This window comes from Amycolatopsis sp. NPDC059235 (assembly GCF_042754125.1).
In the GTDB taxonomy this organism is placed as follows: Bacteria; Actinomycetota; Actinomycetes; order Mycobacteriales; family Pseudonocardiaceae; genus Amycolatopsis; species Amycolatopsis albidoflava.
Window position 1 is genome coordinate 22,061 of sequence record NZ_JBHZAG010000003.1, and the last position, 24,301, is coordinate 46,361.

Consider the following 24,301-nt stretch of genomic DNA (forward strand, 5'->3'; position numbering starts at 1 on the left):
CCTTCCGCTCAGCCCAGCACTGCCCGGCCGTAGTGGTCGGCCGGATCCGTCACGCCCGGGAACAGGTGGAAATACCCGCCCCCGAACGGCGAGACGTAGTCGGTGAGCGGCTCCCCGGCGAGCCGCTTCTGCACGGCCTCGAACTGCTGCTCGAGGTCGCGCTGGTAACAGGTGAAGACGAGGCCCATGTCGAGGTTGCCGTTGGCGTCCACGCCGCGGTCGTAGTTGACCGCGCGGCGCAGGATCCGCTGTCCGTCGGTCTGCGGGGTGCGCGGGTTCGCGAGCCGGATGTGGCTGGTCAGCGGGATGACGGTGCCGATCGGGTCCTCGGCGTAGCGCGGCGCGTCCTGCTCGGCCGCGCCGTCGAGCGGCGCGCCCGTGTCGCGGCGGCGGCCGATCATGTTCTCCTGCTCCGACATCGACACCCGGTCCCAGAATTCGACCAGCATCCGGATCAGCCGGATGACTTGGTAGCTGCCGCCGTCGTCCGTCCACACGAGACTGTCCGCTTCGGACGGTGCCGGGTTCGCGGTGCCGTCCTTGAAGCCGAGCAGGTTGCGCGGCGTCCCGGCCGGACGCGGCGGCGAGCTGAACCCGTCGATCTTCCAGCGCAGCTGCATCCCGCCCCGGGTCGCGCGGGCGATGTCGCGCAACGCGTGCAGCACGGTGTCCGGTTCGGCGGCGTTGAGCACGAGACTCAGATCCCCGTGGCACCACTGCGGATCGAGCGCGTCGTCCGGGAACATCGGCATCTGCTTGAGCTTCGGCGGTTTGCGCGCGGCGAGCCCGTAGCGGTCGTCGAACAGCGACGCACCGGCGCCGACGAGCACCGACAACTGTCCTTTCGGGACTTCCGGACCGAGCACGCCGGAATCCGCGGGCGGTCCGGTGATCCCGACCGACGCGGGCGCGCCGCCGCTGGTGAGGAACCGCGCGCGGTCGGTGAGTTCCTTGAGCAGCGCGGCGAGTTCGGTGCGGTTCTCGGCGACGACGTCGAACGCGGCGACGATCGAATGTCTCGCGGGTTCCGCCAGCACGGCCGGCTGACGGGGACCGTGGAACGGCACCGCTCCCCCGGCCGCCGTCGCGCTTCCGGACAGCCCGACCAGGCCCGCACCCGCCCCGGCGGCGGCCGCTCCGCGCAGGAACGCGCGCCGCCCCAGGGTCACGAGGTCCTCCTCGGTTCCGCGATCGCCGCGACCGGGGCCAGGCGTTCGGTCAGCTCGGAGACGTCGGCGTTGATCCGCTGCCGCTGTTTCCGGTCCAAGGTGGACAGTGGTTTGCCAGCGACTGTCCGCAGATCGCGATCGGTGCGGGCGATCCAGGCGTCTAGGTCCTTCAAGCCGGGGAACCGGGTGGTCAGGAGCGGACGCAGCACGTCGAGGACCGCACGGGTGCCGGTGAGGTTCGCGCCCGCGGTCGCGAGGTTCGAGCCGCTGCCGTAGTCGGTGCGGCCGGTCAGCTCGAACTGGAGGGTGTTCTCCATGATCTCGTGCGCGCGCAGGCCGAGGTCGTTCTGGTCGATCTGGGCGTCGGCGAACGACGTGCGCAGCTTCTGGACGGCTTGGTCGAGCCGGTCGGCGACCGGGCTCAACGCGGGCATCGCTTCGTTGTGCCACAAGCCGTTCTCGAGCCGGTGGAATCCGGTGAAGCCCGGATCGGCGACCCCTTCCGGCAACCCCGCGGCGGTGCCGTTGATCGCGCCGTCCGAATCCCCGAAGGCGTTGTAGGCCGCGCCGAGCCGCTCATAAGTGAGGTGCGCGCTGAGCCAGGCCTGCTGCGCCGCACCACGATTCCCGGAACGGACGGCTTGCGCCAGCGCGGCGGTCTGGCCGGTGAGCGTGCCGAGGCCGTCGGCGACGTAGCCGTGGTACTGCTTGAGCGGCCCGAGCAAATCGGCGTTGGTCACCGGCACCACCGCCGGTCCCGGGCGGTCCGCGCCGCCGGTGACCTGGACCGTCGGGCCGACGAACGGCGTGCCGTCCTCGGGCGCGCAGCGCAGGGCGTACGCGCCGTTGGCGAAGTTCACCGGCAACGCGCGCGTCGTGCCCGGGCCGACGCCTTCCAGCTCCCCGAAGGCCGTGCCGGTGGCCGGGTCGACGAGGTCGATTTCCATCGTGACGGCGGCGTCGTTGCGGACCTGCAGGGTCTGCGGCCCGGCCGGCGGCGCGGCCCAGCCGTCGCCGCAGGCCGAGCGCGAAACCGAGACCGGACCGGGCTGGGCGGGCGAGCCGGAACAACCGGCGAGCACCGCGGTCCCGGCAAGGACCGCGGCCGCGCCGAACCCGCCCGCCCAGCGCCGCACGTCAACTCCCCTCAGGTGAACTTCTGGCGGACACTTTCACCGATCCGCCGACCGCTGACAAGAGGGTTGTGCCGTTATGCCCGGTTCTGACAGAAGATCGACCGATAGATCAACCGATCAGCCCTTCGCGGGCGGGGTGAAGGGCTGCCGGTCCGGCTGGAACACCTGGCCGTCCGCGGGCACCTTCAGGTCGATCAGGTACGCGGCGGTCGCGTCGTCCACGCCCCGCGCGCTGCCGAGGATGCAGTGGCCGAACGAGTCGACCGACAGCAGCCGCGAGTTGCCCAGCTCCTCGGCCATCCGCTGGCCGAACCGGTACCGCGTGGCCGGGTCGTAGAAGTTGCTGACCACCAGCACCGGCGTCGCGGTGTTCGCGCGCCACGGCCCGCGGTACGGGTCGGACGTCTTCGCGGCGGGCCACACCGGGCAGGCGGCGATGTCGGAGAACACCTGGTAGCGGGCCGAACGTCGGCGATTCCCGGTCCGCCTTGCCCGCGATCCCCGGCACCTGCTCCTGCTTGATCCGCATCGGCTTGTCCGCGCAGTTCACCGCGAGGTACGAGTCGTTGCCGGCGTACGGGCTGTCCGGGACGAGGTCGAGCAGACCGCCGCGGCCGGCGGAAAGGGCGACGTTCCGCGCGGACTGGGCCTGCAGCGACGGGTGCAGCACCGAGTACGCCTGCTGCAGGCCCTCGGCCAGCTCGCCGAACGAATCCGGCGAGTACATCGCGCTCGACGCCGCGCCGATCAGCCTGGCCAGGTCCAGCTTCTGGCCGCCGGGCAGCGTGATCGGGTCGGTCCGCACGTGCTCGCGCAGTTCGTCGAACTTCGCCCGCGGGTCGCCCGCGCTGAACGCGCATTTGCCGCCGGCTTGGGCGCAGCGCTTGAGGAAGCCGTCGAGCGCGATCTCGAAGCCCTGCGCCCGCGCCAGGTCGTAGGTGACGCCGTCGTTGGTGCGCAGCTGCGGGTCGACGTTCCCGTCGATCACGATCGCCCGCGTCTGCTTCGGGAACATCGCGGCATAGGTGGACCCGACGAGGGTGCCGTAGGAGAAGCCGGTGTAGGTCAGCTGCTGGTCGCCGACCGCGGCGCGCAGCTGGTCGAGGTCGCGCACGACGTCGCGGGTGGACATGTGGTCCAGCAGCGCCCCCGCGTTGCGGCGGCAGAACTGGCCGTAGTCGCGGTACCCGGCGAGCGTGCTCGAGATTTCCTTGCGCGACAACGGAACCGGCAGCAGCTGGCTCTGGACGTCCTGGGCGTCCTCGGCCGTGGTGAAGCAGCGCAGCGGATTGCTGGCGCCGACGCCGCGCGGGTCGAACCCGACGAGGTCGAAGCGGTCCATCACCTGCGGGCGGAAAAAGCGGTCGCCGGAGATCGGCATCCGCAGCCCGGACCCGCCCGGGCCGCCCGGGTTGAGGAACAGCGACCCGATCCGCTGCCCGGGGATTTTGGCGGCGCGCTTCATCAGCGCGATGTCGATGCTGCCGAGCGACGCGTCGTCGTGGTCGATCGGCACGCGGTAAAGCGAGCAGCTGTACAGCTTCACCTGGTCTTCCGGGACGCCGCGCAGCTGTTCTTTGGTGCAGTCCTCCCACTTGACCGGCGCGGTGCGCGCGATCTCCGCGGGTTTGGCCGGTCGGGCCTGCGCCGCCGGGCCGGCGGGCGCCGCGACGGCAGTGCCCGCCAACCCGGTCAGTGCGGTCGCGATCGCCGCGACCAGCGCTCCGGTTCGTGCTCTTTTCGATCCGCGCACGTGGATTCTCCCCTGGTTGCGCACCCGTCTGATTACGGGGCGTCACCGAGACTGGCATAATCCGGCCAAGCCGGGCACCGGCAAAAGGAGGAAGTGCGGGGGTCTGCCGAGCGACCGCCGATCAGGGGTCCTCGACGACCGGCTGGAGCGGCGAAAGGAACGGGTCCGTCCGGACGCTGATCTCGCCGCGCGCCATGACCCGGACCCGGTAACCGTAAGGCCAGGGCCACTCGCTCGACTCTTCGTCCCACTCGTACAAGATGCCGTGGGAGCCGGGAAGCACCCGGGCGATGTACCCCAGCAGTTCGTCCAGTTCAGCTCGGTGTACCCCGGTGTGGTTCGGCATGCCGTTCACCCACAAGACAAACATGCCGTTGAAGACCTTCAGCCGCGCTTCGCCGGACATCCAGTCGACCGCGTCGACACGCTCGCGGACGTCCTCGATCAGCTCGTCGAACTTCTCCTCGCCCCACTCCGGCTCGCCCGGGGATTCCGCCAGGTCGAACCAGCCGTGAAACTTGTACATCGGTTCTCCCCCTCCACGGCCCGCTCAGCAGCGGGTAAGGACGAACACCGGAAAGTCCCGCTTCGCCTCGTCCCGTTCCATCTGGTAGCCCGGCCAGAATTCGAGCAGTTCCGCCCACATCCGGTCGTACTCCGCGCCTTTCAGCTCCCGCGCCTTGACCTCGATCTCGCGCCCGCGCAGCGCGACCGTCGCCGCCGGGTTGTCGCGCAGGTTGTGCGTCCAGGCCGGGTTCTGCGGGCGGCCCCAGTTGGAGCCGGTGAGCACGAACTCGCTGCCGTGCGGGTAGTACAGCAAGTTCGTGCTCCTCGGCAGGCCGCTGCGCCTTCCGGTGGTGGTGAGCCGCAGCGACGGCAGGCCGGCCAGGCCCACCAGGCTGATCCGGCCGCCGAACCACCGGTGCAGCTGCCGGTCGGTCGCGATGACGGCGCGCGACGCGCCCATCAGCCTGGGCTGGGTGCCGAGCTTGCGGGCGAGCGCCGCGAGAGGGTTACGCACGCACTGATCTTGCCAAACTCACCCCGAACCGCTGCTGTGAGTCTGTCCACCATTGTTCGAGCGCGAACCCGGCGGCGTTCAGCTCCGCCTCGACGCCGCCGGGGCGGAACTTCGCCGACACCTCGGTGCGGATGTGCTCGCCCTCGGCGAACGGCACGGTCAGGTCCGCGCCCGGGATGCGCACCTGCGTCCGGCTCCGCGCGCGCAGCCGCATTTCGATCCACTCGTGATCGGCGTCCCAGTGCGCGACGTGGTCGAACTCGTCCGGGTCGAAGTCCGCGCCCAGTTCGGCGTTGATCACGCGCAGCACGTTGCGGTTGAAGGCCGCGGTGACGCCCGCCGCGTCGTCGTAGGCCCGCTCCAGCGTTTCCCGTTCTTTCACCAGATCGGTGCCGAGCAGCAGCCACTCCCCTTCGCCGAGCACGTCCCGCACCGAGCGCAGGAATTCGGAGCGCTCGCCGGGCAGGAAGTTGCCGATCGTGCCGCCCAGGAACGCGACGACGCGCGGCGCGGTGCCGGGCAGCAACTGCAGGTGTTGCGTGAAATCGCCGACCACCCCGCGCACGTCGAGCTTCGGGTAGTCCGCCGTGATCGCCGCGGCCGCCTCGGCGAGCGCGGTCTCCGACACGTCCATCGGCACGAACGCCTCCAGCGTCCCGTGCGCGGTGAGCGCGTCCAGCAGCAGCCGGGTCTTTTCGCTCGATCCGGAACCCAGCTCGACGAGCGTGTGCGCGCCGGTGCGTTCGGCGATCTCAGCCGCCCGCTGCGCGAGCACCTCGCGCTCGCTGCGGGTCGGGTAGTACTCCGGCAGCGCGGTGATCTTCTCGAACAGCCTGCTGCCTTCGGCGTCGTAGAACCACTTGGGCGGCAACCATTTCTGGTCGGCCGTGAGCCCCTCGCGCACGTCCGCGCGCAGTTCGGCCGTCACGTCGCGGCGATGGCTCTCCAGGTCCGCTTCGGTCATCGGGCGGTGCTCCGTTCCAGGGTCAGGGGAAGAACGTCGACGTCGGCCGCGGTGACGCGCACGGCGTGGTGGTCGGGCACGGCGGTCCAGGCCGGGTCCGGATCGCACGGCTCGGACGCCAGCACCACGCCGGTTTCGGTGCGGCGCACGGACAGCGCGTGCGTCCAGGCGGTGCCGACGAGCAGTTCGCCGTCGGTGAGCAGCAGGTTCAGCCGCGAGCCGGCGGCGACGGCCTCGACCTCGCGCACGAGGCTGGTCACCGCTTCAAGCGGCTCCTCCCCCGCGCGCAGCCGGGCACGCAGCAGTGCCCACAGCAGCGCGGAATCCGTCGGCGCTTCGAGCGTGAACAGCTCCGTGACGTCCAGCCGTCCGGCGAGCCCGCGCATCGAACCGGGCCAGCCGCGGACCACGCCGTTGTGGCTGAACAGCCAGCGGTCCTCCAGGAACGGCGCGGCGGCCGCTTCGGTGACCGGCATGCCGGTGGTGCCGTTGCGCACCGCCGCGACGAACGCGCGAGTGCGCACCGAAGCGGCCAGCGCGGGCAGCGTCTGGTCGGTCCACAACGGTTCGCGGCGACGGTAGCGCTGCGGGGGCGCGCCCGGTTCCGGGTACCAGCCGAGGCCGAAGCCGTCGGCGTTCACCGAACCGCCGCCGCGCATGTCGAGCGGCGCGTACGACTGCACGAGCAGCGCGTGCGGCGCGGCGAACATCAGCTCGGCCGGGGAGACCGGCACGCCGAGATAGGCGAGATGACGGCACATCCGGCTAGCCCGCCTCGCCCGGGCGCGGATCGCGCGCGCACCGGAAGCCGGAGAAGATCTGCCGCCGGATCGGGTAGTCCCAGTTGCGGAACGTGCCCCGGATCGCCGCCGCGTCGGTGCCGAACGACCCGCCGCGCAGGATCTTGTGCTCCGGTCCGAAGAAGACCTCCGAGTACTCCCGGTACGGGAACGCCGAGAAGCCCGGGTAGCCGTGGAAATCGGTGCTCGTCCATTCCCAGACGTCGCCGATCAGCTGGTGCACGCCCAGCGGCGACGCGCCGGCCGGATACGCGCCCGCCTCGGCCGCGCGCAGGTGGCGCTGTCCGAGGTTGGCGTGCTCGGCGGTCGGTTCCTCGTCGCCCCACGGGAATCGCCGCGACCGCCCGCTCGCCGGGTCGTGCCGCGCGGCCTTCTCCCACTCCGCCTCGGTCGGCAGCCGCTTGCCCGCCCAGCGCGCGTACGCCTCGGCCTCGTAATACGAAACGTGCACGACCGGTTCGTTCTCCGGAACGCGCTCGTGCACGCCGAAGCGGGTGCGCCACCAGCCGTCCGGTTCGCGACGCCAGAACCGGGGCGCGGTGATGTCGTGCTCTTGCAGGTACGCCCAGCCGGGCTCGCTCCAGAACCGCTGCTCCCGGTAACCGCCGGACTCCAGGAACGCGACGTACGCGCCGCAGGTGACCGGGGTGGTGTCCAGGACGAACGCGGGCACGTCGATCTCGTGCGCCGGGCGTTCGTTGTCCAGCGCCCACGGTTCGGCGGTGGTGCCCATGGTGAAGCGGCCGCCGGGCACCAGCACCTCGGCGGGCAGCTTGCGGGCGGGCGCGCGCGGCGGCTCCGGGGCGTGCAGCACCGGTTCGCCCTTGCGCAGCTGGTGGGTGGCCAGCATGGTCTCGTCGTGCTGCTGTTCGTGCTGGGTGATCATGCCGAACGCGAACGCGCTCTCGGTGAGCCGCCGTCCGTCCAGCGGTGCGGTTTCCAGGACGTCGAACGCTTTGTCGCGAACTTCCTTCACGTACGCGCGGGCCTCCGCCGGGCCGAGCAGCGGCAGCGCCGGACGGTCCGCGCGGGCGTGCTGGAAGGCGTCGTAGAGGTCGTCGATGTCCGGCCGCAGCGGCTCCCGGCCGCCGACGTCGCGGACCAGCCACAGCTCTTCCTGGCTGCCGATGTGCGCGAGGTCCCACACCAGCGGCGACATCAGTTTCGAATGCTGCCGCACGAGGTCCTCGTCGTCGACCGCGTCGGTGAGGGCCACGCTGCGCTCGCGCGCCCGGGTGAGGGCGGCGGCCGTGTGCGCCCGCAGGTCTTGCGGGCTCAGCTCCAGCAACGGGTTCTGTTCGGGGATGGTGCTCATCGGTCCTGACTCCTCGAGTCCGGTTCGCCGGGCGGCCCGGCGGTGATCTCGGTCCTGCTCATCGGTCCTGGCGCGGCACTCCGGCGGCCCGGGCGCGCAGCCCGGCCGCCAGCCCGTGCACGGTCTCGTCGGGAAGCCCGGTGGCGGGAAGCTCGGCGACGCCCAGCTCCACCAGTTCCCTGGCGACCGCCGCCAGTTGCGCGTCGGCCATTCCGCGCCGCGCGGCATCGACCCAGCGGCCCGCCGCAGGCGCGCACACCTCGCGCACTTTGTCCACTGTGGACTGATTCGCCAGCAGCGCGGTGACCAGCGCTACCGGCGGCAGCCATTCCCCCGGCGGCTGCCCGTCCAGGTACCTCAGTTCGAGGTAGCCCTGCGGCCGCACCGGGGTGAACATCGTGGTGAGGTGGTAGTCGAGGTCCGCGACCGTCGGGCGGCGCAGCACCGTGGCCGCGCCCCGGCCGCCGATCCACTCGGCGAAGGTGAGCCCCTCCGGCGCGTCCCACGGCCGTTCGCCGCGCGGGAACACCATCAGCGGCGTGTCCATCATCCGGCGCGCCCATTCGCGCGCCGGATCGTCGCCGGGCTCGGGCGACTGGCTGCGGACCGGTTCGGTTTCCAGCACCGCGAGCCAGCGCGCCGAGGCGAATCCGGTGTCCGCTCCGGCGTGCACGCGGGAATTCGCGAACAGCGCGAGAAGCGGCGGACCCATCGCGTGCGCGGCCGCCCAGCGCGCGGCGACCTCGTGGGCTTCGCCCGCGTCCACGCAGATCTGCAGGCCCGCGGTGCTGCACATCATGGTGATGCCGCCCGCCCCGATCGGGGCGAACCGGCGTTCCATGGCGGCGTAGCGGGGCGTGCGCAGAATGCGCCGGGGCGGCCGGTGCTCGTCGATGCCCGCGGCGCCGAGTTCGAGGCCGTGGCGGGCGAGAAGACCGGTGAGATGAGCGAGATCGGCCTCCACAGCCGCGTGCAGATCACGCAGCGAGGCCTGCGGCGGAGCGGAAATCTCCACCTGGCACCCGGGCTCCAGGCTCACCGGCGCACCGGCCGGGAGCGGGATCGCGGGGCTGTCGGGGCGCAGCGTCCGCGGGGTGTGCGGGCCGAGCGCCGTGGCGAGGACATCGGGGTCGAGAGGGCGGACCGGGTCGCCGGTGTGGTGCACGGTGAACTCCAGTTCCACCCCGAGCAGTCTCGGCGGGCCGTGCTTGAAACACACCGAAGCGACGTACTGTTCCCCCTCCGCGCGGTCGGCAAGCACCCGCGCGGTCAGGTTCGCCGCGCTCCCGGATCTGTCCGGAAAATCGTGCACTGCAGTCATCTGTCGCCGTCCGGATCAGGAGGTCCGCGGGGCCGGACCTCGTCGCTTCGCGACGCTACACGCGGGGTCTGACAAAAACAGGGCCGCGAAGCTTCGGCGGCGATCGATAAGGAACCCGTAATCCATGTTGACCTGGGAGTTCACCGGACAGATCACACTCGCGGCCACTGCTCCATCCGGGGCACCCCGGATCAAGGCAGGGCGGGTTCGGTGCCCAGCCCCAGCTCGGCCGCGGCGTCCTGCACCGCGGCGACCACCAGATGCAACGCCGGACGCCGGATCTCCGTGCGGCGATAGGCGATCGACACCGTCCGCAGCAACGGCGGCGCGAGCGCGACCACGTCGATCCCCGGCGGGCGCAGCAGCCGCAGGCCCAGATCCGACACCAGGGTGACGCCGAGCCCGGCGCCCACCATCGCCATCGCGGTCGACTGTTCCTCGACCTCGTGATTGATTTTCGGCTGGAAACCGTGCCGCTGGCAGGCAATCCGGATCGCACGGCCGAAATGGGACTTAGGGCTCGCCAGGATCCACGGGTGCTCGGCGAGCGCGTCGAGCGGCGCCGTGGCGGACGGCAGCGCGCCCGCCGGGACCGCGGCGTGCAGCCGTTCCACCGCGACGACCGCGCGCTCCAGCCCGTCGCTCCACTCCATCGGGGCATCGGAGTAGTCGATGACGAACGACAGGTCCAGCGTGCCGTCCCGGACCGCGTCCGCGGTCGCTTCCGGGGCCAGTTCCTTCGTCCGCACTTGGATTCCCGGGTAATCCGCGGCCAACGAGGTGAGCGCGGTCGGCAGCAAACCGGACGCTACGGACGCCCAGACTCCCGCGGTGAGCCGCGCGGACATCGAGCCCTGCGCTTCCTCCAGCGCGAGCGTCGCGCGCTCGACCGACCCCAGGATCTCCTCGGCGTGCTCGGTGAGCAGAATGCCGAGTTCGGTGAGCTGCACGCGGCGGCCGAGCCGTTCGAACAGCTTCGCGCCGACGTCGCGTTCCAGCTGCGCGAGTTGCTGCGACACCGCCGAAGCGGTGTAATGCAACGCCGCGGCAGCCGCGGTGACCGTGCCCCTGCGGTGCAGTTCGCGGAGCATCCTCAAGCGGTGCAACGAAAGCTCCATGTACGAACCCTAAACAACTTCGTGCACATTCGGTAAATGGACGCGGGCCCCGATCGGGCAGCACCCTCGGAAGCAGGCGGCGACACGCGCCGCCGGCGGACCCGAGGAGGTGAGTGGCTCGATGGACACGCGGATCGCCGAACCGCTGATGAAGCTCACGTGGACGGACCCGGTCACGGGCGCGCGCGGCTACCTGGTCGTGCACAGCCTGGTCTCCGGCGTCGCCACGGGCGGCACGCGAATGCGCGCCGGCTGCACGGTCGACGAGGTGGCCGACCTCGCGCGCGGCATGGCGAACAAGACGGCCGCGTTCAACCTCCCGGTCGGCGGCGCGAAGGGCGGCATCGACTTCGACCCCAAGGACCCGCGCGCGACCGGCGTGCTCACCCGCTTCTGCGAGTTCCTGCGGCCTTGGCTGGACGCCAGTTGGGTGACTGCGGAGGATCTCGGGGTGCCGCAGCACCTCATCGACGAGGTTTTCGCGAAGCTGGGGCTGGAGCAGTCGTACCACGCTGCCATCCGCCGGTCGGCTGATCCGGCTCGGACGCTCCGGCGGGTTCAGGCTGGGCTCAATGCGCCTGTTCCCGGGGGGCAGTTGCTGGGGGACGTGATTGGTGGCTATGGCGTGGCGCAGGCTTGTCTTGGCGCCGCGAATACGTGGGGATGGGGGGTTGCCGAGACTTCGGTCGCGATTCAGGGGATCGGGACTATGGGAGGTGGCGCGGCTTGGTACCTGCATGAAGCGGGGATGAAGGTCGTCGCTGTCGCGGATGCTGCTGGGACGTTGTATGACCCGGAAGGGTTGGACGTGCCTGCGTTGCTGGAGTTGCGGGACCGGTTCGGGGAGGTTGACCGGGGGCGGTTGCCTGACGGGGTTCAGTTGCTTCCTCGGGAGGCTGTCGTTTCTGTGGAGGCGGATATTTTTGTTCCTGCGGCTATTTCTTATGCGTTGCGGGTGGATAATGAGAATCTCGTGAAGGCCAAGGTTGTGGTTGAGGCGGCTAATGCTGCTACTACGCCTGAGGCTGAGGCTGCTCTGTCCGCGCGTGGGGTGGCGGTGATTCCGGACTTTATTGCCAATGCCGGGGCTGCTGCTTGGGCTTGGTGGTTGTTGCTTGGCGAGGTGGGGGCGGATCCGGCGGATTCGTTCTTGCGGTTGCGGACTGAGATGCAGGCTAAGGTCGCGTTGGTGTTGGCGGAGTGGCATTTGGATCGGGTTCCGCCTCGGGTTACTGCGTTGCGGCAGGCTGAGGCTGCTCGGGAGGCTCGGAATGCGGAGGCGCTTAGTTCTGTGGGGGTGCCTGCGTTGATGATTCCCTGAACGGCTCGTCGCCTGGCGGCGACATCGCTGGGGGTTGCGTGGGGCACCCCGAAGCCTGATTGTGATGACGGTCTGAGGGTGTTTGTCAAGGCTGGAAAGATGCCTTGACAAACACCCTCAGAACGCATTTTGGCTTCGTATCGGGGTGCGGGGGTGGTGTGGGTGCCTCGATAGTTGGGTGCTTCGGCTGCGGTTTGTGGGTGTGCTGGTGAGTTGGGTGCGGCGGCTGCGGGTTCGTTCGTGGGCGGGTGGGTGGTTCGTGAGGGGAACCCTGAGGGACTCTGAGTCCCTCAGGGTTCCCCTCACGGACGGGTGGCGAATTTGTTCGTGGCTGTGATTAGGGCGTTTTCCATGTTCGGGACTGCGGTGGTGTGGCCTGCGCCGCCTACCAGGATTAGTTCTGCGTCTGGGATTGCGCGTTCCAGCAGCCAGGGGGTGCCTGCCAGGCTGCTCAGGTCCAGGATTCCTTGTACTAGGACTGTGGGGATTCCGGCTAGTTTGCCTGCGTTGCGGAGGATTCCGCCGTCTTCCAGGAAGCAGCCTTGGCAGAAGTAGTGGGTTACCAGGCGGGTGAAGGCGAGGGTGAAGCGGGGGTCTTCGAATTTCGGAGAGGGTGGCACGCCGGGGAGCATCGCGGATTCCCAGTCGCTCCAAGCTTGTGCGGCGGGACCGTGCACTGCGGGGTCCGGGTTGGTGAGGAGGCGGTAGTAGGCGGCTGCCAGGTCGCCGTCTCGGTCGGTTTCCGGTACGCCGTCACGGAATCTCGCGTAAGCCTCTGGGAACATTCCGGCTAGGCCGCCGGTCAGCAGGTCGATTTCCAGCTGGCGGTCGGTGGCCAGGCCCATCATGACGATTTCTGTCACTCGGTCGGGGTGGCGTTCAGCGTAGGCCAGGCCTAGGACGCAGCCCCACGAGCCGCCGAAGAGTTGCCAGCGTTCGATGTCCAGTTTTTCCCGCAGCAGTTCCAGGTCTGCGATCAGGTGGCCGGCGGTGTTCGCCTTCAGTGCGTCGAGGGTGTCGCCTGCGTGCGGGGTGCTTCGGCCGCAGCCGCGTTGGTCCATAAGGACTATTCGGTATCGCGCCGGGTCGAAGAATTGGCGCATGCCTTCGCTGCAGCCGGTTCCTGGGCCGCCGTGCAGGACGGCTACTGGTTTGCCATCCGGGTTGCCGCAGGTTTCCCAGTACACGTGGTGGCCGTCGCCGACGTCCAGCAGGCCGCGGTCGTACGGTTCGATTTCCGGATAGCGCAAGGAGCGTCCCCTCAGTTCAGGGTGCGCTCCAGAGCCCGCAGCGCACCGCACAGCTCGGCCGGGCCGGCCGGCCCGATCCGGATTTCCGCGTCCGGTCCGGCCCCGACGGTGTAGCTCAGGTACCGGCCCCAGTCCGTGTCCGCGTAGTGCAATGGTTCTTCCAGCCGGACGTACCGGCCGACGTCGTCGCGTCGTCCCGCGTACAGCTCTCCGCTGCCGTGCACCGGACGCTGCACCAGGGTTAGCACGTCCGACAACACCGGGTCCAACGGAAAAGCGTCCTCGCCGCGGCGCGCGGCTTCGGTCAGGTCCGCGACGCGCACGCTGCGTACGTACCCGCCGCCCGGGCCGACCGCGGGCAGCTGTTCGACGAGCGTTTCCAGCACGCGTTCGCGGTCGATCTCCTGGACGCCGACGTGTTCGCCGTCCGACACCGCGAGCACTGCCTGCAATCCGCTGGCCGCGGCGAGTACGCCATAGGTCCGGTCGCCGGTCGCGACCCAGCCGTAGTACTCGATTACCGGGCGCACGAGCAGCGGGAGCCAGTCGAGGAAGTCCACGGTGGCCCGGCCGCGCGAGTCGACCAGGCCGGCCAGCGCGAGCGCGTCGTCCACTCGCTTCGCCGCTTCGTCGCGTTCGGTTTCCGACAGCCACGCCGGATCCGGGCGCAGCGTCACGTGCAGCCGGCCCACCTGCTCGCGTTCGGCCAGCGCCGCGAGCGCTTCGACCGGGACATCCACTCGTCCCGCCGGATCGGCCACCGGCTACTCCTCCTCGTCGCCGAGAACCGGCAGGGTCGCCGAACCGTCCACGCCGAAAGCGCCCTCGGGATCGGACTCGAGGAGGTAGTCCGGCCGCCAGTGCAGGCCGTCGCCTGGGCCGCCCTGCCCGACGGGGGCGCCGCCGATCGCCGCACCGGAGCCGCGTTGGGACGGTTCGCTCACGGGGGTCGGCAGGACGGCGGCCCCGGGGCCGCTGCGGTCGTGGCTCGTGGCGGCTTGCGTGGCGGTGCTGTCCGAAGTGGTCCGACGGACTGCGGCGCTGTCGGGGACGACCGGGCCGTATTGCTTCGGCAGCACGCGTTTCGTGTTCGCGGTGACGCCGTGGTACTGCTCCATCACCCGGACGTTGTTCTCGTTCGCGCCGTGGAACCGGTCGATTCCGTCCTGAAAGGACACTGGCGCGGCCGAAGCGGGCAGCACCGCCCGCAGCGGCCCGGCCCACGGCTGCGGGCGCTCCGGGCGGGGCGGCACGTCGACGACCGCGTGCCGGGAGCTTTCGAAGCTGCTGGCCTGGGTGTCCATGGACGCGCTGGTGAGGTCGAGCGGGTCGGCGGACTCCCGGAACCCGGCCTCGACCGGCCCCGCGCCGGCTTTCGCCGCGTCCGCGGAGTCGCCGGTCCACGAGCGAGCCATCCGCTCCTGCAGGTCTTTTCACGCTCTGTGCGCGCTCCAGGTAGGCCGCCGAAAGCTCCTGGACCTTCGCCGCGGCGGCACGCAGGCCGGACGTGTCGCCGCCGCGGAAGTTGTCGAAGATCTGCTTGCCGTCCACCTGGTTCCCTTCGTGCGCAGCCGGGGGTCGTCCGCTTACCGGCCGCGGCCGAGATCGGCGCCGGCCTGGTCCGCCTCGGCCGTCCGGTCGCGCGCCGTGCGCAGCTTGCCGAGGTAACCGGCGGCGTACCGGCGCAGCGCCTCGTTCTGGTCGCGCAGCGTGCGCAGCGAATCCGCGCCGGCCGCGGCGTACTCCGCGCTCGCCGGGTCGGTTCCGGGGGCGGCGAACACCGCGAGGATCTCGTCGATCGCGCGGCCGTCGGCGTCGATCTTGCCGAGCTGGTCCTCCCACAGCCGGATGACGGCGGTCAGCTCCGCCGCGTCCATGGCGAAACCGCCGCGCGCACGGCCCGACTCGCCGATGACCAAGGCCGCTCCCTTTCCCGGTGCTCACGTCGTGAGATGCCAGTCGTGATGTGCACAGCGTAGTCAACCGGCCCGGTCGTGTCAGCCGAGAACCCGGCAGTGTGACGGCGCGCATGCGTTCCGCCGTCTCGTCACAGTACGTACGTACGGATTGCGAGAACCCGGTCCTCGATGTCAGGATTTCAGGATGCCACGGGTCAGCCAGGATCACCTCGACGCACGCCGGCGCCAGATCCTCGACGGCTCGCGCGTGTGTTTCGCACGCTACGGCTACGAGGGTGCCACGGTTCGCCGTCTGGAAGAAGCCACCGGTTTGTCGCGCGGGGCGATCTTCCACCATTTCCGCGACAAGGAGTCGCTCTTCCTCGCCCTCGCCGAGGACGACGCGGTGCGGATGGCCGACGTCGTCGCCGAACAGGGCCTGGTCCAGGTCATGCGCGACCTGCTGGCGGGCAACAGCGAGCATCCGGCGGACTGGCTCGGCACCCGGCTGGAGGTGTCCCGGCGGCTGCGCACCGACCCGGAGTTCCGCGGCCGGTGGGCGGAACGCTCGCAGCAGCTGACCGAGGCGACCCGCGACCGGCTCGAATGGCAGCGCAAAGCCGGCAACCTGCGCGACGACGTCGACGTCAGCGTGCTGACCGCGTTCCTGGAACTCGTGCTCGAAGGGCTCGTCTCGCACCTCGCGATGGGCCTGCCCGGCGACGACCTCGGCCCGGTGCTCGACCTGGTCGAGGAGACCGTGCGGCGGCACCGGCCGGGCGCGCGGAGCTAGCCTCCGACGCGATCGGCCGGGTTCGTGTTCAATGTGCCCCGTGGATCTCCTCGCCGCCCACGGCAGCGCACTGGACGTGTTCGACGCAGCCGTGCACGCCGCCGGCTCCGGCGACTGGGCCCGCGCCACGCCGTGCACCGACTGGTCAGTACGCGATCTGGTGAACCATCTGGCCGTCGAACAACTCTGGGTACCGCATCTGCTCGCCGGGGCGACGCTCGACGAGGTCGGCACCCGCTACGACGGCGACGTGCTCGGCGACGACCCGCTCTCGGTCTGGGAGAAAGCCTCCGCCGCCGCGCGCGAAGCGTGGCTCTCCCCCGGCGCGCTGCGCCGCACCGTGCACGTCTCGTTCGGGCTGGTGCCCGCCGAGGAGTACGGCTGGCAGATGACGCTCGACCTCGCCGTGCACGGCTGGGACCTCGCCACCGCGCTCGGCAGGCCGAATCCGGTGCCCGGCCCGCTGGCCGGACGGCTGCTCGACGTGCTGCGCCCGATGATCGACGACTGGCAGGGGCTCGGGCTGTTCGACCCGCCGGTCGCGGTGGGCCGCACCGCCGCGGCGCCCGATCGGCTCGTCGCGCTGCTCGGCCGCCGTCCGCGCTGAACCACCACAGTGGACAGGTGGCTCCGTTCCGGCGAAAGTCCGTGAGGGGAACCCTGAAGGACTCAGAGTCCCTCAGGGTTCCCCTCACGGACCTCGGCGGCCCGCGCATCGCGTCCGGGCCGGAAGAGCGCTGGCTGAGCGGCGGCGGGAGCGAAAAACCGGCGCCGGGTTCGCGTCCTGTCGCGGCAAGGCTGTCCGGACCCGGTACGATTGTCGGCATCGTCGCACTACAAACCCGTTATGCCGAGGAGTGACTTCCATCCGTGCGCGCTGCGCCATCGCCCGGTGACAGTACCGGGCCGGGTCCCGCCCGACCCGGCTTCCCGCCCGCCGTCCGTTCCAGCGTCCCGGACGGTGCGCTGTGATCCACGTCCTGCTTTCCGTGCTCGGCGTGCTGCTCTTCCTTCTTCTCACGATCGGCACCGGCCTCGCCGTGGCCGCCGAGTTCTCGCTGACCGCGCTCGAGCGCAGCACTGTCGACGCGGACGTCCGCCAGGTCGGTGACAAGCGTTCGCGCACCGTCCAGAAGGCGCACCGCACGCTGAGCTTCCAGCTGTCCGGCGCGCAGGTCGCGATCACGCTCACCACGCTGATCACCGGTTTCCTCGCCGAACCGCTCATCGGCGACCTGGTCCGCCCGCTGCTCGACGCCGTGGGCCTGCCCGAACCGGCGGCGTCCGGGGTCGCGGTGGCGGTCGCGCTGGTGCTGGCCACGTTCCTGTCGATGATCCTCGGCGAGATGGTGCCGAAGAACCTCGCGATCGCCCGGCCGCTGCCGACCGCGCGCGCGGTTTCCGGCTACCACGCCCGGTTCTCCGCGCTGTTCCGCTGGCTCATCACGCTGATGAACAACAGCGCGAACTTCCTCGTCCGCAAGTTCGGCATCGAACCGCAGGAGGAGCTCCGGTCCGCGCGCTCGCCGCAGGAGCTGGGCTCGATCGTCCGCTCCAGCGCGGAAAGCGGGAAGCTCGACACGTCCACCGCGGAACTGCTGGACCGCTCATTGCGCTTCGGCGACCGCACCGCGGACGAGCTGATGACCCCGCGCGTGCAGGTCGAATCGCTCACCATGGACGACACGATCGACGACCTCATCGACATCTCCCGGCGCACCGGGTTCTCGCGATTCCCGGTCTACACCGAGGATCTCGACGACGTCCAGGGCGCGGTGCACGTCAAGCAGGCGTTCGCCGTGCCCGCCGCCGACCGCGGGACCACCCGGATCCGCTCGGCGATGCGCCCGGTGCCGACGGTGCCGGAATCGCTGCCCGGCGACGATCTGCTGAACCGGCTGCGCGATTCGCGCTACCAGCTCGCGATCGTGGTGGACGAGTACGGCGGCACCGCCGGGCTGGTCACGCTCGAGGACGTGGTCGAGGAGATCATCGGCGACGTCCGCGACGAGCACGACGACCGCGAGGCCCCGGCCGCGCAGCAGCTCGGCGCGGACCGCTGGCTGGTGTCCGGGCAGCTGCGCGCGGACGAGGTCCGCGACGTCACCGGCTTCCGGATGCCCGAGGGCGACTACGAAACCATCGCCGGGCTGATCCTGGAGCGGCTCGGCGCGATCCCGGCCGAGGGCGACGAGGTCGAGGTCGACGGCTGGCGGCTCGCCGTCACCAGCATGGACCGGCACCGCGTCGCCGAGGTCCAGGTGCGCCCGGCCGAACGCGAGGTGACCGCGTGAGCGACTGGCTGAACATCGCACTGGTCGTGGTCCTGCTGCTGGCCAACGCGTTCTTCGTGGGCGCGGAGTTCACCCTGATCTCCTCGCGCCGCGACCGGCTGGAAGCGTTGCTGGAGCAGGGAAAGACCCGCGCGCAGATCGTCATCAACGCGAGCAAGCACGTGTCCCAGATGCTCGCCGGGGCGCAGCTCGGGATCACCATCTGCTCGCTGCTGCTCGGCCGGCTGGGCGAGCCCGCGGTCGCGCACCGGCTGTCCGGGTTCTTCGACCTGCTCGGCCTGCCCGACCAGCTGCTGCACCCGATCTCGTTCGCGATCGCGCTGGCGTTCATCACCATGCTGCACGTGCTGATCGGCGAGATGGTGCCGAAGAACCTCGCGATCGCCGAGCCGGAGCGGCTGGCGCTGTGGCTCGTGCCGGTGCACGTGGCGTGGGTCAAGGTGGCGAACCCGATCATCGCGTTCCTCAACTTCGTCGCGAATTCCTTGCTGCGCCTGATGAAGGTGGAGCCGAAGGACGAGCTGGAGACCGCGTACAGCTCGGACGAACTCGCCGAACTGCTCAGCGAATCGCGCCAGGAGGGGCTGCTCGACCAGTCCGAGCACCAACGGCTTTCGCAGACGTTGTCGTCGGTCGCCAAGACTGTCGCGGACGTGCTGGTGCCCACCTCGGAACTCACGACGCTCCCCTGCGGGCCGACGCTCGGCGACGTCGAGCGAGCGGTGTCCACCACCGGGTTCTCGCGGTTCCCGGTGTGCACAGAGGACGGTTCGCTCACCGGCTACATCCACGTGAAGGACGTGCTGGACCTCGTCGGCCAGGACCCCGGCACGGTCGTGCCCGACGACAAGACCCGGCCGCTCACCGAATTGCGCTCGGACGCGCGGCTCGACGTCGCGCTTTCGGCCATGCGCAAGGAAGGCAGCCACCTCGCGAGGGCGCTCGACGCTTCCGGCGCGGCGGTCGGCGTGGTGGCGCTGGAAGACCTCGTCGAGGAATACGTGGGCACCGTGCGCGACGGCACCCATGTGGCGGCATGAGCGCAGCTTGCAAGCGAATCATCGGCACTCATGCCGCCGCCTCCCCAACAGCCAGCGTGAAACGCGACAAGGAGGCGGCGGCATGAGCGCGCCGGTCGTACTCGCCGAGGCGGACTGGCAGGCCCGGGAGCGAGCGCACGCCGAGCGGATGCGCGCGTGGACCGTCCCGCACCAGGAACGCCGGGCGCGGGACGAGAAACATCCGGTGCTGGATTTCCTGTTCACCTACTACTCGCACCGGCCGGGGCATCTCGAACGCTGGCAGCCGGGTCCGGGCGTGGTGCTCGCGGGCGCGTCCGCGCGGCGGTTCCTCGACCGTCCGGCCTACGCCGAGACCGACGCCGGAGTGCTGCTCGACCCGGCGGCCTTCACCGGACGCCGGGCGCGCACCGCCGAGTTCGTGCTGAAGCTGCTGTCGGCCACCGCGTCGAGGTCGCCTCGGTTGAGCTGCTTCGGGCTGCACGAATGGGCCATGGTCTACCGCGAACCCGCGGACTCGGTGCGGCACGCGCAGGTCCCGCTGCGGCTCGGGTCCGCCGGAACCGACGAGGTCGTGGAATCGATGGACATCCGGTGCGGGCACTACGACGCGTTCCGCTTCTTCACCGACCCGGCGCGGCCGCGCAACACGCTCGAACCGACGCGGGAATCCCAGGTCGCGCTGGAACAGCCGGGCTGTTTGCACGCCAACATGGATCTTTTCAAATGGGCGTACAAGCTCGATCCGTTCGTGCCCGCCGAACTGGTCGGCGACTGTTTCGCGCTCGCCGCGGACGTCCGTGAACTGGACATGCGGGCCAGCCCGTACGATCTAGCGGACTACGGCTACCGGCCGGTGCCGATCGAGACCCCCGAAGGGCGGGCCTCCTACGCCCGCGCCCAGGCCGGATTCGCCGAGCGGGCCGCGCCGCTGCGGGCCCGCCTCATCGGCCTCTGCCGCGGGCTTCTCGCCGACCCGGCGAAGCCGCCGGAGTCGCCCGAACACCGAGCCGACAACTCTGCGTAACAATGTTCACCGCAGGTCGCTGGCCTGATAGAGTGATAACGGTTTGGTTGCATGACTGAGCGTGTTGTGCACATCACGAAAGGACAACGATGGGGCGTCACAACCTGCCCGAGGAGCCGGTGCCGCACCCCCTCGATCCGCCGCTGCGGCCCGCGGGCCGCAGCGAGACGACCGGATCGCACCGGATCGTCGCCAAGAAGGCTCCCCGCAGGCGGATCGCGAAGTGGCCTCTCGTGGCCCTCGGGCTCGTGGTGCTGGCGACGCTCGGCGTCGTCGGGTGGAACTGGGCCGACAGCGTGCTCAACAACCGCGCCGAGGCGCAGGCCGCCAGCTGCAACGGCGGCCGCACCGACATCCGGATCGTGGTGACCCCGCAGATCGCCAAGCCGGTCGAGACGGCGGCGGCGCGCTGGAACCAGGACCTGACGCAGGTGCACGGCAGCTGCGTGCACGTGGCCGTGCAGAGCAAGCCCGCGTCCGACGTGCTCAACGCGCTCACCGGCAAGTCCTCGCTCGACTCCATCGGCGGCCTGCCCGACGGCTGGATCCCCGAATCCTCGTACTGGGTCTCCCAGCTGTCGAAGGCGAAACCGGACGTCATCGGCTCCCCGGCGATGCCCATCGGCTCCGGCCCGCCCGCGGACTACCCGTTCGTCGGCCTGTCCGGCACGTCGATCGACGAGGTCCAGCAGCGCGGCACGCAGAGCTTCCGCACGTTCCTCAAGGAACCGGCCCAGCTGGCGGACTTCGCGGCGGCGGGGATTCGCGCTTCCTGATTTCTCGTCCTCGGCACCGCCTCAGCCCGCGTTGGGCTGGGGCGGTGTTGTGTTTTCGGGGCGCGCCGCCTGACCGCGCCGGGGCGCGGGGGCTAACGGCCCGGCTGGATCGGCTTCGCCGCAGCGGGGAGGCGTGCTTCCCGGCTTCCGCACATGTTCTTCACCGAATCAATCATCCAGCGGTTCTGTTCCCTGGCCGGCTCGGGCGAGCACGGCCGCGCCCAGTTCCCGCACAAACGGCGAAGCCGCCGGATCGCCTGATCGATCACTTCGGCTGCGCATGGAAATCCCTCAGCACCGCCGCGGACCGACGGTCGGCCTCGTCGTACAAGTTCGCCGACAGGTGCAGGTTTTCGGCGAGCCGGGAGGTCCGGTTGATCAGCTCGGCGAGGTGCGCCGACCAGGCGCCGGCGCATTCGGCGAGCGGGCCGGACGAGGTCCACCCGGGATTCGCAGCAGCGGCGCCGGCGCTCGGGCCGAGACAATTCCCCAAGTCCGCCAAGGCGTCCCGCGCGACCTGAGCGGCGGCGTTTCCGGCCGCGTTCACCCCGGGCGGTTGCTGGTGCATGAAGGTGAAGCCCATGGCGTCCTCCTCGTCTTCATCGCTGAGCAGGCGGGTAAGCCGGCCTCGGGTCCACGCGGACGAACGTGACCGGTTGTCCGCCGGAGACCCGGGCGCGGCCGTTCATGCTGGCGTTGACCGCCGGTTCGGAGTGCTGGGAATAGTGGATGTCGCCGTCCGGAGTGACGGAGGTGACCACGGCGACGTGATGGATCCCGTCCTGGTCGTTGGACCAGAAGACGACGTCGCCAGGCCGGGCGTCCTGGCGCGGCACCACCTCGCTGAAGGTGTCCTTGAGCAGGTAGTCGTGCAGTGCCGAGGCTCCGCCCCAGCTGGGTGTCGCCGCGTCGTGGTCGCCGGTGATCAAGTTGTGCAGCTCTCGCAGCACCTCCTTGTTCGTCCAGCTCTCGTTTTCCGGCATCCCGGCCGCGGCCAGCGAGGTCGAGACGTAGTTCGCGCAGTTGTCCTTCTCGTGGTTGCTCGGGGTTTTGTCCTTGAAGTCGGTGCTGGGGTCGTTCCAGTGGCCGGCCGCGTACTGGACGAGGGCGACCCGGTCGAGCGGCCCGGAACCGCGGAGGCTCTTCTTGACGTCGGCGGGAATCCCGTCCAGGCCGGCGAGTTCGACCGGAACCGCGCGTTCGAGATCGGTTTTTTCCTTGTCGCTGAGCGAATTCCACCACGCGCGGACCGCCTCGGGGCTCTGCCCGCGCGGAAGCGAATCCCGGATCATCGCGATCTCGTCCTGGGCCGCCGCGGTCTGTTCCTTCAGCGCGTCGTCGGGGTTGGTGATCTTCACGTCCCCGGCGAGCCGGTGAAACTCTTGCGCGGCAATGCCGTCCGCCTCGGTCGCGGCACGGAGGGCGTCCCGGAACACCGGATCGAGCTTCGCCTTCCACTCGGCCGCGTCCTTGTCGCCGGCATCCACCGGCGTGGTGCTGCCGTCGTCGTTCACCAGCAGGTGGTGGGCCTCCGCCAGCCGCAGTGCGCTGCTCAGCTCCTGCTGCGCGACCTCCACCGCGTCGCCCAAGCCGACCAGGACCATCACGACGCCGTTCATCAAATCCGAAGCCGAGTCGTACTCGTTGGCGAGATCGCCGAGCACGGTGCGCGCGTCGCTGCCGGCGGAATCCTTCCACTCGGTCTCGACTTTCGCGATGACCTGGCTGCGAATGTCCGCACTGGCCTGCGCCGATTGGCAGGCGAACTCGCGCCACCCTCGCGCGGCGTCCACCCAGACCCCCGGCTTCACGTCCCGCAGTTGCCCCACCGTGACCACGACGCCTCCCTTCGTCCACGGTCGAGGCTAGGGTCGCCGCGCGGTCGATCCCAGGCGCTGACCTCAACCGGCCACTCGGCCGGGTGGCGTTGCCGCTGCGTCGTGAGAGGTGGAGCCGGGCCTCCGCTCAGGAGTCGAGTTCGGCCAGCGCCAGCAGATCGTCCTCGGCCAGTTCGAAGTCGAACACCGCCGCGTTCTCCCGGATCCTCGAGGGTGTCGCGGATTTCGGGATCACGATGATCCCCAGCTGCAGATGCCACCGCAGCACGAGCTGGGCGGGCGTCTTTCCGTACTTCGCGGCCAGCGACGTGATCACCCGGTCGTTCAAATACCTGCCGCGGGCCAGCGGGCTCCACGCTTCGGTCGCGATGCCGTGCTCGGCGTGGAAGGCGCGCAGCGGGGCCTGCTGCTGCCACGGGTGCAGTTCGACCTGGTTGACCACCGGCACGACGTCGGTCTCGTCGAGGAGCCGGCGCAGGTGGTCGATGCCGAAGTTCGACACGCCGATCGCCCGCACGCGGCCCTCGTTGAGCAGCAGCTCCAGCGCGCGCCAGGTCTCGACGTAGCGGTCCAGTTCCGGTTTCGGCCAGTGAATCAGGTACAGGTCGACCGGGCCCACCCCGAGCGCTTCGGCGCTGCGGTCGAACGCGCGCAGGGTGTTGTCGTAGCCGTGGTCGGTGTTCCAGACCTTCGTGGTGACGAAGACGTCCTCGCGCGGCAGTCCGGACTCCCGGACCGCCGTGCCGACCTCGGCCTCGTTGCCGTACATCGCGGCGGTGTCGATGCTGCGGTACCCGGCTTCGAACGCGGTCGCGACGACCTTCGCGACCTGGTCGGGCCGGACCTGGTACATGCCGAGTCCGAGTTGCGGGACGGTGACGGAGTTGTTCAGCGTGAGCAGGGGCGGCACAGCCATGCGGCGATCCTCACTGCGGGTCTGCGGTGTTCCGGGGAACGGGGTCTCCTGAAGAACACCGCAGATCTTGCCATTCCCCGGCCACCGCCGCTTTCACACCCCGCTGTGCGCGCCCGAGCGCACCGCCTCCGTCACCCGCGCGGCCCGTTCGGTCACCGCATCAGCACCGACTGCGAAACCGTTTCGCGATTCGACCGCGACGGACGCTGTCCTCGCCGAGGAGCCTGCCATTTCGGCGGCCGCGGAGACGTCTGCCAGCGCCGCTGGGTCCACAGTGGACAGAAGGCGTTCCGCCACTCGGACCACCTCTCCTGCCGCCGCGACGACGTCCGCGGCGGGCTGGGCCCGGTCGGGCACGTCGTGGGTGACGGCGTGGGCGTCGATTTCGGCCAGCCGCAACGCATGCCGGGTGAGGTGGTCTGCTTCGGCGTCGCCGCCGGCCGCCCGGCTCAGGAGTGCCGCCGCCTGCGCGAGGGCGAGGGCCGCGACCGTCGCTCCGGCCGGCGCCGGGATCGCGGGGCGGGCGAGGGTGTTCAGGAAGTCGCTCACGATCTGGTCCCGCATGGCAGGTT

The 24,301-nt window shown here is 70.3% G+C and carries 24 protein-coding genes and 1 pseudogene; 7 read left to right on the plus strand and 18 right to left on the minus strand.

What is annotated here, in order from left to right; genetic code table 11:
• Positions 1-8: 8 nt before the first annotated feature.
• From ACFXI3_RS02545 to ACFXI3_RS02590, 10 genes and pseudogenes are all read right to left on the minus strand, one after another.
• Positions 9-1,169: a Dyp-type peroxidase gene (locus ACFXI3_RS02545; protein WP_378397593.1), complete on the minus strand. Its 1,161-nt coding sequence runs from the start codon at positions 1,167-1,169 to the stop codon at positions 9-11.
• Positions 1,166-2,305, minus strand: a complete 1,140-nt coding sequence (locus ACFXI3_RS02550) for an EfeM/EfeO family lipoprotein (RefSeq protein ID WP_378397594.1) — start codon at positions 2,303-2,305, stop codon at positions 1,166-1,168. The genes ACFXI3_RS02545 and ACFXI3_RS02550 overlap by 4 nt, the downstream gene beginning before the upstream one ends.
• A 117-nt stretch (positions 2,306-2,422) precedes the next feature.
• A pseudogene (locus tag ACFXI3_RS02555) lies at positions 2,423-4,058 on the minus strand (alpha/beta hydrolase).
• Between the two features lie 121 nt (positions 4,059-4,179).
• The gene (locus tag ACFXI3_RS02560) at positions 4,180-4,584 is read right to left on the minus strand and encodes an Imm7 family immunity protein (RefSeq protein WP_378397595.1); all 405 of its coding nucleotides are present in this window, start codon (positions 4,582-4,584) and stop codon (positions 4,180-4,182) included.
• A gap of 24 nt (positions 4,585-4,608) precedes the next feature.
• Positions 4,609-5,079 carry a nitroreductase family deazaflavin-dependent oxidoreductase gene (locus tag ACFXI3_RS02565; protein ID WP_378397596.1) on the minus strand — a complete coding sequence of 157 codons (471 nt, stop codon included), beginning with the start codon at positions 5,077-5,079 and terminating at the stop codon, positions 4,609-4,611.
• On the minus strand, positions 5,072-6,043 hold the full coding sequence (gene egtD, locus ACFXI3_RS02570; RefSeq protein WP_378397597.1) for an L-histidine N(alpha)-methyltransferase: 972 nt from the start codon (positions 6,041-6,043) through the stop codon (positions 5,072-5,074). The genes ACFXI3_RS02565 and egtD overlap by 8 nt, the downstream gene beginning before the upstream one ends.
• A complete protein-coding gene (egtC, locus tag ACFXI3_RS02575; RefSeq protein WP_378397598.1) occupies positions 6,040-6,804 on the minus strand; it encodes an ergothioneine biosynthesis protein EgtC in 765 nt (254 codons plus the stop codon). The genes egtD and egtC overlap by 4 nt, the downstream gene beginning before the upstream one ends.
• Before the next feature lie 4 nt (positions 6,805-6,808).
• The gene (gene egtB / locus ACFXI3_RS02580) at positions 6,809-8,158 is read right to left on the minus strand and encodes an ergothioneine biosynthesis protein EgtB (RefSeq protein WP_378397599.1); all 1,350 of its coding nucleotides are present in this window, start codon (positions 8,156-8,158) and stop codon (positions 6,809-6,811) included.
• Positions 8,159-8,216: 58 nt separating this feature from the next.
• Positions 8,217-9,479: a glutamate-cysteine ligase family protein gene (locus ACFXI3_RS02585; protein ID WP_378397600.1), complete on the minus strand. Its 1,263-nt coding sequence runs from the start codon at positions 9,477-9,479 to the stop codon at positions 8,217-8,219.
• Between the two features lie 191 nt (positions 9,480-9,670).
• Positions 9,671-10,597, minus strand: a complete 927-nt coding sequence (locus ACFXI3_RS02590; protein WP_378397601.1) for a LysR substrate-binding domain-containing protein — start codon at positions 10,595-10,597, stop codon at positions 9,671-9,673.
• A gap of 121 nt (positions 10,598-10,718) precedes the next feature.
• On the opposite strand from ACFXI3_RS02590, the gene ACFXI3_RS02595 reads away from it, so the two are divergent.
• A complete protein-coding gene (locus ACFXI3_RS02595; RefSeq protein ID WP_344274011.1) occupies positions 10,719-11,918 on the plus strand; it encodes a Glu/Leu/Phe/Val dehydrogenase dimerization domain-containing protein in 1,200 nt (399 codons plus the stop codon).
• 302 nt (positions 11,919-12,220) lie between these two features.
• Here the strand turns inward: ACFXI3_RS02595 and pip are convergent, their stop codons facing one another.
• From pip to ACFXI3_RS02615, 4 genes are all read right to left on the minus strand, one after another.
• Positions 12,221-13,168: a prolyl aminopeptidase gene (gene pip / locus ACFXI3_RS02600; protein ID WP_378397602.1), complete on the minus strand. Its 948-nt coding sequence runs from the start codon at positions 13,166-13,168 to the stop codon at positions 12,221-12,223.
• Positions 13,169-13,179: 11 nt separating this feature from the next.
• On the minus strand, positions 13,180-13,908 hold the full coding sequence (locus ACFXI3_RS02605; RefSeq protein WP_344274499.1) for an ESX secretion-associated protein EspG: 729 nt from the start codon (positions 13,906-13,908) through the stop codon (positions 13,180-13,182).
• Positions 13,909-13,932: 24 nt separating this feature from the next.
• On the minus strand, positions 13,933-14,583 hold the full coding sequence (locus ACFXI3_RS02610) for a hypothetical protein (protein ID WP_378397603.1): 651 nt from the start codon (positions 14,581-14,583) through the stop codon (positions 13,933-13,935).
• A gap of 171 nt (positions 14,584-14,754) precedes the next feature.
• Complete coding sequence (locus tag ACFXI3_RS02615) at positions 14,755-15,087, minus strand: hypothetical protein (RefSeq protein WP_344274003.1); 333 nt, start codon at positions 15,085-15,087, stop codon at positions 14,755-14,757.
• A 184-nt stretch (positions 15,088-15,271) separates the two neighbouring features.
• Here ACFXI3_RS02615 and ACFXI3_RS02620 point away from each other — a divergent pair, with 184 nt between their 5' ends.
• From ACFXI3_RS02620 to ACFXI3_RS02645, 6 genes are all read left to right on the plus strand, one after another.
• The gene (locus ACFXI3_RS02620; RefSeq protein ID WP_037814298.1) at positions 15,272-15,859 is read left to right on the plus strand and encodes a TetR/AcrR family transcriptional regulator; all 588 of its coding nucleotides are present in this window, start codon (positions 15,272-15,274) and stop codon (positions 15,857-15,859) included.
• 40 nt (positions 15,860-15,899) lie between these two features.
• Entirely contained in the window at positions 15,900-16,466 is a 567-nt protein-coding gene (locus tag ACFXI3_RS02625; protein WP_378397604.1) for a TIGR03086 family metal-binding protein, read from the plus strand.
• Positions 16,467-16,827: 361 nt separating this feature from the next.
• On the plus strand, positions 16,828-18,153 hold the full coding sequence (locus ACFXI3_RS02630; RefSeq protein WP_378397605.1) for a hemolysin family protein: 1,326 nt from the start codon (positions 16,828-16,830) through the stop codon (positions 18,151-18,153).
• Positions 18,150-19,193 carry a hemolysin family protein gene (locus tag ACFXI3_RS02635; RefSeq protein ID WP_344273990.1) on the plus strand — a complete coding sequence of 348 codons (1,044 nt, stop codon included), beginning with the start codon at positions 18,150-18,152 and terminating at the stop codon, positions 19,191-19,193. Before ACFXI3_RS02630 ends, ACFXI3_RS02635 begins: the two co-directional genes overlap by 4 nt.
• 82 nt (positions 19,194-19,275) lie before the next feature.
• The gene (locus ACFXI3_RS02640) at positions 19,276-20,199 is read left to right on the plus strand and encodes a 3-methyladenine DNA glycosylase (RefSeq protein WP_378397606.1); all 924 of its coding nucleotides are present in this window, start codon (positions 19,276-19,278) and stop codon (positions 20,197-20,199) included.
• Between the two features lie 89 nt (positions 20,200-20,288).
• Positions 20,289-20,975, plus strand: a complete 687-nt coding sequence (locus ACFXI3_RS02645) for a hypothetical protein (RefSeq protein ID WP_378397607.1) — start codon at positions 20,289-20,291, stop codon at positions 20,973-20,975.
• Positions 20,976-21,240: 265 nt separating this feature from the next.
• Here ACFXI3_RS02645 and ACFXI3_RS02650 read toward each other — a convergent pair whose 3' ends face one another.
• The 4 genes from ACFXI3_RS02650 to ACFXI3_RS02665 all read right to left on the minus strand — a co-directional run bounded on the left by ACFXI3_RS02650 (position 21,241) and on the right by ACFXI3_RS02665 (position 24,293).
• Positions 21,241-21,558 (minus strand): hypothetical protein, encoded by a 318-nt coding sequence (locus tag ACFXI3_RS02650; protein ID WP_344273982.1) that lies wholly within the window; start codon positions 21,556-21,558, stop codon positions 21,241-21,243.
• 16 nt (positions 21,559-21,574) lie between these two features.
• Complete coding sequence (locus tag ACFXI3_RS02655) at positions 21,575-22,813, minus strand: amidase domain-containing protein (protein ID WP_378397609.1); 1,239 nt, start codon at positions 22,811-22,813, stop codon at positions 21,575-21,577.
• Between the two features lie 127 nt (positions 22,814-22,940).
• Entirely contained in the window at positions 22,941-23,729 is a 789-nt protein-coding gene (locus tag ACFXI3_RS02660) for an aldo/keto reductase (protein ID WP_378397610.1), read from the minus strand.
• Positions 23,730-23,822: 93 nt separating this feature from the next.
• Positions 23,823-24,293: a hypothetical protein gene (locus ACFXI3_RS02665; RefSeq protein ID WP_378397611.1), complete on the minus strand. Its 471-nt coding sequence runs from the start codon at positions 24,291-24,293 to the stop codon at positions 23,823-23,825.
• Positions 24,294-24,301 lie beyond the last annotated feature (8 nt).

Coding starts and splice junctions, on each gene's coding strand:
- ACFXI3_RS02590 (WP_378397601.1), bottom strand. CDS start 10,597: ATGGAGCTTTCGTTGCACCGCTTGAGGATGCTCCGCGAACTGCACCGC.
- ACFXI3_RS02560 (WP_378397595.1), bottom strand. CDS start 4,584: ATGTACAAGTTTCACGGCTGGTTCGACCTGGCGGAATCCCCGGGCGAG.
- egtD (WP_378397597.1), bottom strand. CDS start 6,043: ATGACCGAAGCGGACCTGGAGAGCCATCGCCGCGACGTGACGGCCGAA.
- ACFXI3_RS02650 (WP_344273982.1), bottom strand. CDS start 21,558: ATGGGCTTCACCTTCATGCACCAGCAACCGCCCGGGGTGAACGCGGCC.
- ACFXI3_RS02640 (WP_378397606.1), top strand. CDS start 19,276: ATGAGCGCGCCGGTCGTACTCGCCGAGGCGGACTGGCAGGCCCGGGAG.
- egtB (WP_378397599.1), bottom strand. CDS start 8,158: ATGAGCACCATCCCCGAACAGAACCCGTTGCTGGAGCTGAGCCCGCAA.
- egtC (WP_378397598.1), bottom strand. CDS start 6,804: ATGTGCCGTCATCTCGCCTATCTCGGCGTGCCGGTCTCCCCGGCCGAG.
- ACFXI3_RS02665 (WP_378397611.1), bottom strand. CDS start 24,293: ATGCGGGACCAGATCGTGAGCGACTTCCTGAACACCCTCGCCCGCCCC.
- ACFXI3_RS02585 (WP_378397600.1), bottom strand. CDS start 9,479: ATGACTGCAGTGCACGATTTTCCGGACAGATCCGGGAGCGCGGCGAAC.
- ACFXI3_RS02660 (WP_378397610.1), bottom strand. CDS start 23,729: ATGGCTGTGCCGCCCCTGCTCACGCTGAACAACTCCGTCACCGTCCCG.
- ACFXI3_RS02595 (WP_344274011.1), top strand. CDS start 10,719: ATGGACACGCGGATCGCCGAACCGCTGATGAAGCTCACGTGGACGGAC.
- ACFXI3_RS02620 (WP_037814298.1), top strand. CDS start 15,272: ATGCCACGGGTCAGCCAGGATCACCTCGACGCACGCCGGCGCCAGATC.
- ACFXI3_RS02645 (WP_378397607.1), top strand. CDS start 20,289: ATGGGGCGTCACAACCTGCCCGAGGAGCCGGTGCCGCACCCCCTCGAT.
- ACFXI3_RS02610 (WP_378397603.1), bottom strand. CDS start 14,583: ATGGCTCGCTCGTGGACCGGCGACTCCGCGGACGCGGCGAAAGCCGGC.